General features: G+C 69.4%; 11 protein-coding genes and 1 tRNA gene. 4 read left to right on the top strand and 8 right to left on the bottom strand.

Annotated features, from left to right (window positions below; genetic code table 11):
* Position 1 precedes the first annotated feature (1 nt).
* Genes IAI59_RS10175 through cysE form a run of 3 tightly spaced genes read right to left on the bottom strand, consistent with a single transcriptional unit; the run spans position 2 to position 2,021 of the window.
* Positions 2 to 634 carry a hypothetical protein gene (locus IAI59_RS10175; RefSeq protein ID WP_207416423.1) on the bottom strand — a complete coding sequence of 211 codons (633 nt, stop codon included), beginning with the start codon at positions 632 to 634 and terminating at the stop codon, positions 2 to 4.
* Between the two features lie 47 nt (positions 635 to 681).
* Positions 682 to 1,140 (bottom strand): disulfide bond formation protein B, encoded by a 459-nt coding sequence (locus tag IAI59_RS10170; protein WP_207416422.1) that lies wholly within the window; start codon positions 1,138 to 1,140, stop codon positions 682 to 684.
* Between the two features lie 47 nt (positions 1,141 to 1,187).
* A complete protein-coding gene (gene cysE, locus IAI59_RS10165; protein ID WP_207416421.1) occupies positions 1,188 to 2,021 on the bottom strand; it encodes a serine O-acetyltransferase in 834 nt (277 codons plus the stop codon).
* A gap of 127 nt (positions 2,022 to 2,148) precedes the next feature.
* Between cysE and IAI59_RS10160 the strand changes: the two genes are divergently transcribed.
* A tRNA-Leu gene (locus IAI59_RS10160) sits at positions 2,149 to 2,234 on the top strand.
* 20 nt (positions 2,235 to 2,254) lie between these two features.
* A complete protein-coding gene (locus IAI59_RS10155) occupies positions 2,255 to 2,587 on the top strand; it encodes a DMT family transporter (protein ID WP_207416599.1) in 333 nt (110 codons plus the stop codon).
* A gap of 25 nt (positions 2,588 to 2,612) precedes the next feature.
* Here the strand turns inward: IAI59_RS10155 and IAI59_RS10150 are convergent, their stop codons facing one another.
* Positions 2,613 to 4,034 (bottom strand): M20 family metallopeptidase, encoded by a 1,422-nt coding sequence (locus IAI59_RS10150; RefSeq protein ID WP_207416420.1) that lies wholly within the window; start codon positions 4,032 to 4,034, stop codon positions 2,613 to 2,615.
* A gap of 160 nt (positions 4,035 to 4,194) precedes the next feature.
* Here IAI59_RS10150 and IAI59_RS10145 point away from each other — a divergent pair, with 160 nt between their 5' ends.
* Positions 4,195 to 4,455 (top strand): hypothetical protein, encoded by a 261-nt coding sequence (locus tag IAI59_RS10145; protein WP_207416419.1) that lies wholly within the window; start codon positions 4,195 to 4,197, stop codon positions 4,453 to 4,455.
* Here IAI59_RS10145 and mdoH read toward each other — a convergent pair.
* The 4 genes from mdoH to IAI59_RS10125 all read right to left on the bottom strand — a co-directional run bounded on the left by mdoH (position 4,452) and on the right by IAI59_RS10125 (position 9,989).
* Positions 4,452 to 6,587, bottom strand: a complete 2,136-nt coding sequence (gene mdoH, locus IAI59_RS10140) for a glucans biosynthesis glucosyltransferase MdoH (protein ID WP_207416418.1) — start codon at positions 6,585 to 6,587, stop codon at positions 4,452 to 4,454. The two genes, IAI59_RS10145 and mdoH, sit on opposite strands and share 4 nt — an antisense overlap.
* Positions 6,575 to 8,119, bottom strand: coding sequence for an OpgD/OpgG family glucan biosynthesis protein (locus tag IAI59_RS10135; RefSeq protein ID WP_408887605.1), 1,545 nt, complete (start codon positions 8,117 to 8,119; stop codon positions 6,575 to 6,577). Before IAI59_RS10135 ends, mdoH begins: the two co-directional genes overlap by 13 nt.
* Before the next feature lie 91 nt (positions 8,120 to 8,210).
* A complete protein-coding gene (locus IAI59_RS10130; RefSeq protein WP_207416417.1) occupies positions 8,211 to 8,837 on the bottom strand; it encodes a carbonic anhydrase in 627 nt (208 codons plus the stop codon).
* A gap of 75 nt (positions 8,838 to 8,912) precedes the next feature.
* Positions 8,913 to 9,989, bottom strand: coding sequence for an imelysin family protein (locus tag IAI59_RS10125; protein ID WP_207416416.1), 1,077 nt, complete (start codon positions 9,987 to 9,989; stop codon positions 8,913 to 8,915).
* A 267-nt stretch (positions 9,990 to 10,256) separates the two neighbouring features.
* Between IAI59_RS10125 and IAI59_RS10120 the strand changes: the two genes are divergently transcribed.
* Positions 10,257 to 12,422, top strand: coding sequence for a TonB-dependent receptor (locus IAI59_RS10120; protein ID WP_237181104.1), 2,166 nt, complete (start codon positions 10,257 to 10,259; stop codon positions 12,420 to 12,422).
* Positions 12,423 to 12,454 lie beyond the last annotated feature (32 nt).

The raw sequence follows: 12,454 nt of genomic DNA, 5'->3' as shown, positions 1-12,454 counted from the left end.
GCTAGAGCCGATACACCGGGCCCTGGGTGGCCGGCGCTGCGGGTGCCTCCGTCGCGTCACTCCGCAGGGCCTGAACCACGTTCAGCGCGAAGTTCAGCATGAACTGGCGGGGGAGGTTTCCGGCATCCCGGGCTTGTTGCACGATCATGTTGATGGTGACGATGCCGCCACCTATGCCCGTCGCGCAAATCACCACGTAATGCGCCGCATCGGCTTGGCGGACTTGCAGATCGCTGCAGCGGACCTCCGGTGGCTGCCCCGTGCGCGCACCCCCGAAGTCGGGCCGCCGGGTCAGACCGGTACCCCCCAGGCTGGCCTGGGCTGCCAAAGAAAGGATGTTCACCGTCAACTCGACCGGCGTCGAGCCCGGCCCATCCGGTATCATCGTACCATCCGGTGTAATCAGCCCCACTAGCGCCACGGTACCGGACGGGGCGTGGGCATAGCGCAGACCTAAGGCATTGGGCTGGTTCGGATGGGGTGCACCATCCAGCAGTTTGAAGCCCCCCAGTTCTACGGGAAGGCGGGCGGTCAGGGCCTTGAGCCTGGGATCGGCGGATGGTGCTTCCGGTATCGCGCAGGCCGCCAGCAGCGGCAGAAGCAGAAAGGCGGCGATACGGGACGCAAAGGGCATGCCGTCATCCTGCCACCACCCGCCGCCGCCGTCAGCCCCGCTTGTGCCTATCGCCGCCTGGCCGCGGCCCACAGCGCGAAGCCACCCAGGCCCAGCGCATACAGCAAGTTCATGCCGGCCATGGACAGTGGCAGGCCGGGCACCAGATAGGTCGGCTCGTCGCAGGGCTTGGCAGGCTTGGGCGCCAGGCTGCGCAACATGTCCTCCACGCTCTGGTTCGGCGCGGCGTTGGGCGCCATGCAGCCGGGCAGCGGCGACGGCCACCACTTGGCTTCCACCCCCAGGTGCACCACGGCGAAGGCGCCGGAGGTCAGGACCGCCAGTCCGGCCAGCGCCAGCATCAGGCGGCGTGGCAGCAGCCAGGCCAGCAAGGCCAGCCCGGCGGCGACCCAATAGGGCCAGCGTTGCCACAGGCACAGCAGGCAGGGGTTCAACCCGCCCCAGCGTTCGGTGGCCATGGCGAAGAGCGGGGCGGCGGCGGCCAGCAAGGCGATCAGCACGGGCATGGCCGCGCTTGTCGGCGCGCCGCGCCGCGGGGGCAAGTTACGAAGCGTCAAACGCCGTCCAGAGTCTGGTCCATGGCGCGGGATGGCTCGGCGCAGCCCGCCTGGCCCACCACGCGGGCCGGCACCCCGGCCACCGTGAAGCCCGAGGGCACCGGCTTCAGCACCACCGACCCAGCGGCGATGCGCGCGCAGGCGCCGACCTCGATGTTGCCCAGCACCTTGGCACCGGCGCCGATCAGCACGCCGCGGCGGATCTTGGGGTGTCGGTCGCCGGTTTCCTTGCCGGTGCCGCCCAGGGTAACGCCCTGCAGGATGGAGACGTCGTCCTCCACCACCGCCGTCTCGCCCACCACCAGCCCGGTCGCATGGTCCAGGAACACGCCCTGGCCAATGCGCACCGCCGGATGGATGTCCGTCTGGAACACCGCGGAGGATCGCGACTGCAGCCACAACGCGAAGTCGCGCCGCCCTTCCCGCCACAGGTGGTGGGTCAGCCGGTGGGTCACCAGCGCGTGGAAGCCCTTGTAGTAGAGCACCGGCTCCATGGCGCGCCGGGTGGCGGGGTCGCGGTCCACCACGGCCATGATGTCCGCGCGAACGGCCAGGGCGGCGCCTGGCTGGTCCAGCAGCACCCGCTCCAGACTGCGGCGCAGCAGCGTCCCGGGCAGGTCGGCATGGCCCAGCCGGTCGGCCACGCGGCTGGCCACCGCCGACTCCAGATGCTCGTGCTGCAGCACTGCCGCGTGCAGGAACCCGCCAAGCTCCGGCTCCCGCCGCGCGGCTTCCTCCGCTTCGCGCCGGATGCGTGACCACACGGGGTCGATGCCGGACATCGACTGCGGCTCGCCCCCTTCCGGGCGGTGCGGCGCATGCTGCGTCATGGCGACGGCCTTTCCAGCCAAACAAGGGCTACGGGTCTAGCATGGCCGGGGAAAGCTGACACGCGCACCGCCATACCGGACACGCCCCCTTGAATTCCGCGCCGAAGGCTGGGAAAAGGCTCCCCGCGCGGGTGTGGTGGAATGGTAGACGCGGCGGACTCAAAATCCGCTTCTGGTGACAGAGTGTCGGTTCGAGTCCGACCACCCGCACCAATCTCCCCGGCAGCCCGATGATCCGAACCTATCTGCCGCTGTTCGTCGCCATCGCCCTGGAAGTGATGGCCACCTCCGCCCTGCAGGCTTCGCAGCAGTTCACCCGACCCTGGCCGACGGCGCTGATGGCGCTGGGCTACCTGGGGGCCTTCTATTGCCTGTCCCTGGCGCTGCGCGGCATTCCGGTGGGCGTCGCCTACGCGATCTGGAGCGGCCTCGGCATCGTGCTGATCTCGGCCGTGGGCTGGGTCGCCTTCGGCCAGAAGCTGGACCTGCCGGCCATGATCGGCATCGGCATGATCCTGGCAGGGGTGTTGGTGGTGAATCTGTTTTCCGCCACGGCGGGGCATTGAGGGGGCCGCAGCCCCCTCGCCCGGTTCAGTTCTTGCCCATGTGGATCGGCGGCGACAGCCCTTCCGGCAGCGGGCAGACATAGGGGTGCACCTCCGTGCGCGCGGCGAGGTCGGCCTGTGCCGCTTTGATTAGCCCCGGGTCGCGCAGCGCGTCCACCGCCACGCCCGCCATCACCTTGGCCACGTGCACCATGCCCTTGTGCGCCAGCGGCGACTTGCCCTGCGCCGTGAGCTGCCAGGAATGCCCCGGCGTGCCGATGGCATAGGTCGCGCCCCGCGCCTGCACGGTGGGCACCACCCAGGACACGTCGCCCACATCCGTGGAGCCGACCATCTGCGCGCCCTTGGCTTCCAGCGGAATGATCTCGTCGGCCAGCGGAACGCCACGGCGCACCGGCACGCCGGCGCGGTTGAAGGCGGCGGCGATGTCGGCATCCGTCAACGTCTTCTGGATTTCGGCCGCGAAGGCGCGGTCGGCATCGTCGAAGGGCGGCGGGCCCAGCCGTTCCAGGTTGTTCTGCATGGCACGCTCCAGCGGCGCGTTGCCCAGCAGGTTGGACACGGCGGAAACGACCTTGGTGTCCACCGTGGTTTCCGTCATCAGCGCGGCGCCATCCGCGATCTTGCGCACGCGCTCCACCAGCCCGCGCAGGCCCGGCAGGTCCGTGGCGCGGATCAGGTAGCGCACGGTCGCCTTGCCCTGCACCACGTTGGGGGCAATGCCGCCGGCATCCAGATAGGCATAGTGGATGCGCGCGTCGCTCGGCATGTGTTCGCGCATGTAGTTGACGCCGACATTCATCAGCTCCACCGCGTCCAGCGCGCTGCGGCCCAGATGCGGCGCGGCGGCGGCATGGCTGGAACGGCCGGTGAAGGTGAAGTCGATGCGGGTGTTGGCCAGCGAATTCGCCTCGTTGACCACCGCGAAGGGCGCCGGGTGCCAGGAAATGGCGATATCCACGTCCTTGAAGGCCCCCTCGCGCACCATGAAGGCCTTGGCGGCGCCGCCTTCCTCGGCCGGGCAACCGTAGTAGCGCACGCGGCCCTTAAGGCCATTCGCGGCGAGGTAGTCCTTGACCGCGGCCGCCGCCAGCATGGCGCCGGAGCCGAGCAGGTTGTGGCCGCAGCCATGGCCATGCCCGGCGCCTGGGATCGGCCGGTGCTCGGCCACCCCCGCTTCCTGGGACAGGCCGGGCAGCGCGTCGTATTCGCCGAGAATGGCGATCACCGGCCCGTCCTCGCCCGCCTCGCCCATGATGGCGGTGGGAATGCCGGCGACGTTCTCGGTGATGCGGAAGCCCTGGGCGTCCAGCACCTTCTTGTGCTCGGCCACCGAGCGGTGCTCGTTGTAGGCCAGCTCCGGCATGCCCCACACCGTGTCGCTCAACTCGATGAAGGGCTGCTGCCGCTCATCGACAAGGCGCCAGATCTCTTCGGAATTCTGCACTTCGGGCACTCCCTGGAAAACGAACCTGCTTTCAGGGTGCGACCGGGTGCGCCGCTTGTCGAGGCAGGGGCGGCCATTTACCGCGCTTTAACCTTTGTCCCGTACACCGAGCAGCGAAGCATGGACTGAGCCATGCACCACGGCATGAGGATTTCCCGCCATGATGGTAACCGCCAACAGCGCGTCCGGGCTGATGAACGCCTGCCTTGACGCCATTCAACGCCTGCCGGTGCCGGGCCAGGACCCGGCCACGGTGGTCGCGCTCGCCGCGGTGTCCCCACCGGGCGGCAGCACGGCCCTGCCCGAGGTCTGCGATGCGGCGGTGAAGCAGCCGACAGCCGTGGTATCGCCGCTCAGCGGTACGCTGGCGCGGCAGGCCTATCAGGCACAGGCCGCGGCCGTGCGCCAGGGGCTAAGCTAGCGCGTGGCCAGAGCCTGCAGGCGGTCCAGCCCGTCCGCGTGGCCCAGCACCGCCGCCAGCTCGGCGCGGTTCAGGCCCCCCAGTGCCTCATCCAGGCTTTGCGCTTCTTCGGCCTTTGCCAGACCGACCAGCAGGTTGGGGTCGATCGGGTCCTGGCGTGGCCGGCGGGGGGCCGGCAGCATGCGGCGGTGCGCTTCCAGCAACGCCGGTTCCTGGAACAGCGCGCCAGGGCCGGCGGGCAGCGGCGTGCCGGCCCGGTCGCGGCGAAAGGCCACGGCATCGGTCAACACGCGGGGCGTGGCGCTTTCCTCCGGCACCAGCAGGAGGCCCAGCCTTTTCAATCCCAGCCCGATGCCGCGCCCGGCGGTGATCCAGGCCAAGGGAATGGCTAGCGTCAGCCCGAGCACCACCGGCGACATCCACAACGCCAGATAAGGCGACACCAGCCAGGCAATGCCGCCGAAAACCAGCCCAAACACCGTGTGGCGCCAGTACAGCCGCGCGATCTGCCCGAGCGGCATGCTGCCATCGTCACGCCGCTGCGCGGACCAACCGGAATCGCGGCCCATCAGGATCGAAACGACGTCGTAGCTCTGGGTCAGCATGGTGACGGGTGCGAGGAGGCCCGCGATCACCGTTTCGATCAGCATGGACACCAGCATGCGCAGCGCGCCGCCACTGCCGCGCCGGTCGCGGGCATGGAATAGCAACGCGAACCACGCCATCAGCTTGGGCGCCAGCAGAAGCGCCATGGTGCCGATGAACAGCCACATGGCGCGCACCGGGTCCACAGTCGGCCATTCCGGAAACAGCGTTGGCCCGGCGGGAAAGTATTCCGGGCGGATGAAGCGGGCCTGCAGCGACAGCAACACGCCGGTGACCAAGAAGATCAGCCAGATCGGCGCGGTGATGTAGCTGCCGATGCCGGTCATCAGGTGCAGGCGGCTGACGAAGTGCAGACCGCGCGTCGGCAGCACAGCCATGTGCTGCAGGTTGCCCTGGCACCAGCGGCGGTCCCGCACCGCAAGGTCCATCAACGAGGGCGGGCTTTCCTCGTAGGAGCCGCGCAGCCAGGGCACCATGTGGATGGCCCATCCGGCACGGCGCATCAGTGCCGCTTCCACGAAATCGTGGCTCATGATGTGCCCGCCCCAGGGCTTGCGCCCGGGCAGGTCCGGCAACCCCGCCGCGGAAGCGAAGGCCTGCGTGCGGATGATGGCGTTGTGGCCCCAGTAGTTGCCTTCCCCGCCGTGCCACCAGGCGATGCCCTCGGCGATCAGCGGGCCATACACGCGCCCGGCGAACTGCTGCATGCGGGCGAACAGCGTGGAGCCACCGGTGATGATCGGCAGGGTCTGTATCAGCCCCACATCTTCGTGCCGTTCCATCGCGTCGGCGAGGCGCAGGATGGTGTCGGCCTCCATCACGCTGTCGGCGTCCAGCACCAGCATCTGCGGATAGGCACCGCCCCAGCGGCGCACCCATTCGGCGATGTTGCCGGCCTTGCGCTCGGTATTCTTGGGGCGGCGGCGATAGAAGATGTTCTGCTCGTCACCCGTGCGGCGGCGCAGGTCCAGGAACGCGGCTTCCTCCGCGATCCAGGCGCCCGGCTCGGTGCTGTCGCTCAGGATGAAGATGTGGAAGCGATGCGTGGCGCCGGCCGCGACCAGCGAGGCATGGATCGCCTCCAGCCCCGCCATGACGCGGGACGGGTCCTCGTTGTAGGTCGGCATCAGCAGCGCGGTGACGGTCTGCGGGATCGGCGGCGGGCCGGACGCCTCGATGCCGAGCCGCCGGTCAGGCCCGGCGATCAGCCGCACAAAGCCGCAGCAGGCACTGACAAAGGACAGCGCGATCCAGGCGAACAGCACCACGAACAGCACCAGCACCAGAGCTTCCAGCACCGTCGGCTTACCGGAATTCAGCACCAGCGACATCTCGCGCGCCGCGAACAGCGTCAGCAACACCGCGCCGCCGATCACCAGCAGCCGGCGCAGCCAGCCCGCGACGGGGCGGGACGGCATGCCGCCGGCACGGCGCTGCGGCTTGGCGCGCAACGACTGCACCGGCATGTCCAGCGGCGCCTCGGGCGGCAGCGCGCGCCAGCCGCTGTCGCGCCCTAGGCCGTCCATCGATACAACCAGGTTTCGGCCAGCGGCATCTGACCCTGCCGCAGCTCGGCCCGCAGTTCCACCGACTTGGCATCGCCCGGGGCCAGCTCGAACGCGACGCGCCAGCCACCGTTCTCGGGGTTGCGATAGGCCACGGCGTTGCGGATCTCGCCGCTGTTGGCGGTGACAACCAGCTCCGGCTTGGCATCGGCCGGCAGGTCGCGCAGCGCTCCACCCATGGCGTCGAACACGAAGTAGCGCAGCCCCTGCTGCGAGCCCGCGCCGGAATACACCGCGGTGATGCGCGCCAGCGCCGTATCGACCGGAGCCTCATTGCACCAGTGCATGCGGAAAGTGTAGCGGTACTCGCCCTTGGCCTTCAGCGGGTCCTTGGGCCGCCAGAACGCCACGATGTTGTCATGGATCTCGCTGCTGGTCGGGATCTCGATCAGATGCACCGCACCCTGGCCCCAGTCGCCGATCGGCTCGATCCAAAGGCTCGGGCGCTTCTCGTAGCGCGCTTCCAGATCCTCGTAGGAGGCGAAGTCACGGCGCCGCTGCATCAGGCCGAAGCCACGCGGATTGCTGTCGCCGAACACGGAGATCTGCAGGTCGCGGGGGTTGTTCAACGGGCGCCAGATACGCTCGCCCCGGCCGGTCAGCAGCAGCAGGCCGTCGCTGTCATGCACGCCGGGGCGCCAGTCGTCGCGCCCGGTGCGGTTGAGCGGCGAGAACCAGAACATGCTGGTCAGCGGCGCGACGCCCACGGTGGTGATGTCCACGCGCGGGAACACGGTGGATTCCACATCGAACACCGTGGTCGTGCCAGGGCGGATGGCGAAGCGGAAGGCGGCGGCGCAGGACGGGCTGTCCAGAAGCGCGTGCACAGTGATGGCGTTGACGCCTTCGCGTGGCTTTTCCACCCAGAAGGCGCGGAACAGCGGGAATTCCTCGCCCCTGCCTTCCGCCGTGTTGAGCGCCAGCCCGCGGGCGGACAGGCCGTAGATCTGCCCCTTGGCGACCGCGCGGAAATAGCTGGCGCCGAGGAAAGCGCAGATCTCGTCGTAGTAATCCGAGCGGTTGATGGGGCCGTGCAGACGGAAGCCACCGAAGCCCAGATCCTCGTTCGGCGGACGCTGCATGTTCTGGAAGGTGAACAGATCCGGGGTGTAGCGGATCGGCCGCGCCAGGCCGTCCGCCACCTCGTACATGTCGACGCGCGACTTGTACAAGAAGCCGCGGTGGAACAGCTGCATCTGGAACGGCAGCCCTTCCGGGCGCCACAGCGCCTGGTCCGGGCGGAAGCGGATGTCGCGGTACTGGTCGTAGCCGAGATCGGACAGCGGGCCGGGCAGCGCGTCGGGCGGCGCCTTGTAGGGCTGCGCCGCCAAAGCGCGCGCGGCCTCGCGCACCGTGCTGCCGGGATCGAAGGGCAATTCATTGGGGCCTGCCGCGTGCGCTTCGGACAGGTGCGCCGTTTCCTCCGCCATGAAGAGCGTGGAAAGCGATACGGCGGCCAAAAGGGCGTCGCGGCGGGTCACGTTCTGAAAAATCCCCTAATTCAAGTGGCCAGCGAACACTGCGCTGAAGGCGAAGTTGCGGCACGCCCGCGCCATTCGTGCGGCACGGCCCACACAGCAACGCTCAAGCCGGGTGAAAGTTTCCGTCGTCACCGAGGATTGAGAGAATGCCGGTGCGGATGTCGAAGCTGCCACCGGTCAGTTGCAGACTGCCGTCCGCCAGGCGATCCGCCACCCACGGAAAGCCCCGAAGATTGCGCAGAGACAGCTTAACGGTTTCCTGCTCGCAGGCCGTTTGCGCGTCCGCCGGCTCGCAGGCCAGCGCCCGTTCCCGCGCTTGGCGGGCAATGCGCATCCAGGGCTCCACGAAGTCCTGCGCCGTGACGGGAAAGCCGTTCAGCAAAGCGTGGACACCGCCGCACATGGCATGCCCCAGCACGATGATGCGCGGCACCTGAAGCACCCGCACGGCGAATTCCAGCGCTGCCGAGGTGCCGTGGTAGTCGCCGTCCGGCTGGTAGGGCGGCACGAGGTTCGCGACGTTGCGGATAGTGAACAGCTCGCCCGGCGCGGCGCCGAACACCATGGAGGGATCGACGCGGCTGTCCGAGCAGCTGATCACCAGGGCACGCGGGCTTTGGCCATCGCGCGCCAGCGTCTCGAACAGCTTGCGCCGCTCGGGCCATACCTCGGTGCGGAACTGCCGGTAGCCGGCAAAGAATTCTTCTAGCCCGCTGTCTTCCATCGCCATGCCGCGCGCTCCGCTGCTGTTCTGCCGGCTCTCTAGGGCAGATTGTGCACTGCGGGAAATGGGCGAATGGCAGGGTCAATCAACGGGCAAGGCACTGAAGCCGGTGGGCAGCCCCAGGGCCGGCGCCAGCTCTCCGGCCAGCCGATCGGCCAGCGCGGCGGCCTGCTGCTGCAAGGCCCGCAGCGTGGCGCGGCGTTCTGGCACCGCCTCGCCGAACGCCGCCTCGGCCGGCCATGGCAATGTCGCCGCGAGGACGACCCGGTCGAATTCCTGCCCCAGCGACAAGGCCAGCGCCCCCTGCCCGTCGCGTTCCAGCGCTGGCGCGAAGCCGGAGCGGAACATCTGCCGGGCCGCCGCCATCTGCGCCACCCATGCCCGCCCGGACAAACCGGCGCGCCAGTTTTCCAGCCGGTCCATCGACCCGGCCTGCAAAGCGTCGGCCAGGGCGGGGCCCGCCACCTGGCGCACCGCAAGCTGCAAGGCCCGCAGCAGCTCCTGCGTCGCATCGCGCGGCGCGGCATAAGGCGGCCGCGGGTCGATCATCACGCTGGCGAAGGGTTCCGGGCCAGCGGCCCAGGCTTCCAGCAGGTCCCGCCCGATCGCGGCCAGGGTGGCACCGATCGCGCCCAGCAACGCGGCCCGGTACGCGGCCTCCGCATCGGCGGCGGCCAGGCGGGACGCGGCTTCCGGGCCGAACAGCAGCCGCTCGGCCGCCGGCAGGCCCAGCGTCGCCACGTTGGACAAAGTGTCCGACCGCACTTCCAGCAGAGTGGCGTCCCGCCGCCGCACGGCGGTGTCCAGGGACTGGCCGATCACGTCTCCCGGCCCCGGCCAGGATTGCACGCGCGGCGCGCGGCTAAACATCGCGGCCGGACCGAAGCGGAGCGCGCGCACCGCCTGCCAGGCCAGCATCGCCTCCGCCCAGTTCTGGCGCGCGGCCGCCAGCGGCGCCGCCTCGCCCGGGGATTTGGCCAGGGCCGCCAACGCTGCCGCGAAGCCGCCCGCGGCCGACGCGAAGCCGCGGTATCCGGGCAGCACCGCGCCTTCCACCACCGCCTTGTTCAGGGCGCGCAGGCTCGCCTCGTCCGGCACGGCGCGGGCGGGAAACGCCGCCAGCACCAGGGGCGCGGCGAGCAACAGGCGGCGGTGCATCGGCAATGGGCCTCCGGTTCGGCGCAGCATGGCACAGCCGGGCGGTCCGGGCAGCCCCACCCGCACCGGGGGCACGCGGTCGATTGTGTCTTTGCTGCCACAACGAGGCGATCTCGGTGCCGCCACGTTGACGCTCGCCTTTTCTGCGAATCATAATGAAACTCATTCTCAACTAATGAGGCGATCATGGCACGGCGTCAGGGGTCTGGGCGGCACGGTTCAACGCGGGGGGAAGGCCGCACGGGCACTCTGTCCCAGGCGGCGATGATGGCCGGCGCCGCCATGGCCGTGCCGATGGGGGCCGGCGCCATGGCCCAGGGCGCGAACAGCACGCCGGAAGCCCCGGTCATGCTGCCCACCGTGCAGGTGCAGGGCGAGGCACCCCCCAACACCCTGCGCCGCGCCGCGCCCGTGAACCGCCTGCCCGGCACCGTGCAGGACACGCCGCAAACCATCACCGTCATCCCGCGCGAGGTGCTGGAGCAACAGAACGTCACGACCCTGGAAGAGGCGCTGCGCAACGTCCCCGGCGTGACCGTCTCGATCGGTGAAGGCAATGGCGGCGTCAACGGCGACCAGTTCCGCATCCGCGGCTTCAGCGCGCAGGACGACGTGTATGTCGACGGGCTGCGCGACTTCGGCTCCTACCAGCGCGACGCCTTCACCTTCGAGGACGTGTCCGTCATCAAGGGCCCGTCCGGCTACGCACTCGGCACCGGCACGGTGGGCGGCGCCATCGCGGTGGGCAGCCGTACCCCGCACCTGGGCGACAGCCTGGGCGCCACCGTCACCGGCGGCAGCGGCCCCTTCGCGCGCGGCACGCTGGACCTCAACAAGCAGTTCAGCGACACCGGCGCGGTGCGGCTGAACCTGATGGGCCAGGCCAACCGCGCGGTGGACCGCGACAGTCCCACCGGCCACCGTTGGGGCGTGGCGCCTTCGGTTTCCTTCGGGCTCGGCACCGACACCACCTTCACCGCCGAATACCTGCATTATGAATACGACGTGCCGACCGATGCCGGCGTGCCGCTGATCACGCTGCCGGGCCAGCGGATCGCCCGCCCCATCACCGAATACGGCCTGCCGCGCAGCACCTGGTACGGCAGCCGCAACGACCGCGACCGCGTGCAGGTGGACCGGCTGACCGCGCGGCTGTCGCACCAGGCCAATGAATGGCTGACCATCGCCAACGACACGCGCGCCACCTGGGTGGACCGCGATTTCGCCTACAGCATCGTCGGCTGCGATGCCGCCTGCACCACCAGCTTCCTGCGCGGCGGCAACCCGACCCTGACGCCGAGCGGCGCCGGCAACCCCTACAGCCAGCAGACCTGGGCCCTGCAGAACGTCACCACCGCCACCGCCAAGTTCACCACCGGCCCGCTGCGGCACGAGCTGACGGGCGGCATCGACATCTGGCACCAGGACACCGACCGCGAGGGCTTCGGCTACACCACCGCCGCGACCACCAACCTGCGGCCGCAATCCGTCTTCCCCCGCCGCGGCCTGACGGGCCCGACCAACAAGCGGAATGGCGAGGTCACCGCCTACGGTGCCTTTGTGAACGAAAGGCTGTGGCTGATCCCGGAGCTGTCGGTCGTCGGCGGCGTGCGCGTCACCCGCTATGAAACGGACTACACCGCCGGGGCCCCCGGGCAGGTGCTGACCAGCGACATCGACGGCGATTCCACCTCGGTCGACCCGCGCGCCGCCGTGATCTTCGAGCCAACGCGCAACCAGACCTATTACGCCAGCTACTCCACCTCCTCGACACCGCCGGGCTCGCTGTTCTTCACGCAGCCCTCGACCGTCGGCGGCTTCCGCAGCAACTACGATCCGGAGCGCAACACGGTCTATGAGATCGGCGCCAAGATCAACGTGCTGGACGGCGGCCGCCTGGGCCTGACCGGTGCGCTGTACCGCGTGGACAAGAAAAACGCCGAGGATGTCGACCCGTTGGGGGGCGAACGGTTCGCGTCCTCGGATGTCCAGCGCAACCAGGGCATCGAGCTGGGCATCAGCGGCTTGATCACCCCGGTCTGGACCATCAATGCCAGCTACACCGCGATGGACAGCGAAACCCGTCAATCTCGAACCGCCGCCAATGTCGGCAAGCGGGTGCAGTACGTGCCGGAGAACGCGGCAGCGCTGTGGACCACCTATGAGATCAATCGCGGCGAGCCCTGGAACCTCACGGTCGGCGGCGGCTTCACCTGGCGGGACAAGGTGTTCCTGAACGCCGCCAACACGGCCGAGGCGCCGGCCAACTTCTCGTTGGACGGGGTGATCTCGCACAAGATCAACGACAACCTCCGCGTCCAGGTGAACGGCTACAATCTTTCCGACGAGCGCAACTACGGCTCGCTGTTCGGCACCCGCGTCCTGCCGGCCGCCGGGCGCACCGTGCTGGTGTCCCTGAACGCCGAGTTCTGACGCCACCCTGCCGTGCCGACCCGGAAGGGGCC

The sequence above is a fragment of the Roseomonas haemaphysalidis genome (assembly GCF_017355405.1).
Lineage (GTDB): Bacteria > Pseudomonadota > Alphaproteobacteria > Acetobacterales > Acetobacteraceae > Pseudoroseomonas > Pseudoroseomonas haemaphysalidis.
The sequence above is the reverse complement of the archived record's forward strand: the minus strand, read 5'-3'. Positions and strand labels throughout refer to the sequence as shown.

What these genes read in the sequence shown, in the direction of transcription:
- IAI59_RS10175 (WP_207416423.1), bottom strand. Translation starts at nt 634, where the DNA reads ATGCCCTTTGCGTCCCGTATCGCCGCCTTTCTGCTTCTGCCGCTGCTG.
- IAI59_RS10170 (WP_207416422.1), bottom strand. Translation starts at nt 1,140, where the DNA reads ATGCCCGTGCTGATCGCCTTGCTGGCCGCCGCCGCCCCGCTCTTCGCC.
- cysE (WP_207416421.1), bottom strand. Translation starts at nt 2,021, where the DNA reads ATGACGCAGCATGCGCCGCACCGCCCGGAAGGGGGCGAGCCGCAGTCG.
- IAI59_RS10145 (WP_207416419.1), top strand. Translation starts at nt 4,195, where the DNA reads ATGATGGTAACCGCCAACAGCGCGTCCGGGCTGATGAACGCCTGCCTT.
- mdoH (WP_207416418.1), bottom strand. Translation starts at nt 6,587, where the DNA reads ATGGACGGCCTAGGGCGCGACAGCGGCTGGCGCGCGCTGCCGCCCGAG.
- IAI59_RS10130 (WP_207416417.1), bottom strand. Translation starts at nt 8,837, where the DNA reads ATGGCGATGGAAGACAGCGGGCTAGAAGAATTCTTTGCCGGCTACCGG.
- IAI59_RS10125 (WP_207416416.1), bottom strand. Translation starts at nt 9,989, where the DNA reads ATGCACCGCCGCCTGTTGCTCGCCGCGCCCCTGGTGCTGGCGGCGTTT.
- IAI59_RS10120 (WP_237181104.1), top strand. Translation starts at nt 10,257, where the DNA reads ATGGCCGGCGCCGCCATGGCCGTGCCGATGGGGGCCGGCGCCATGGCC.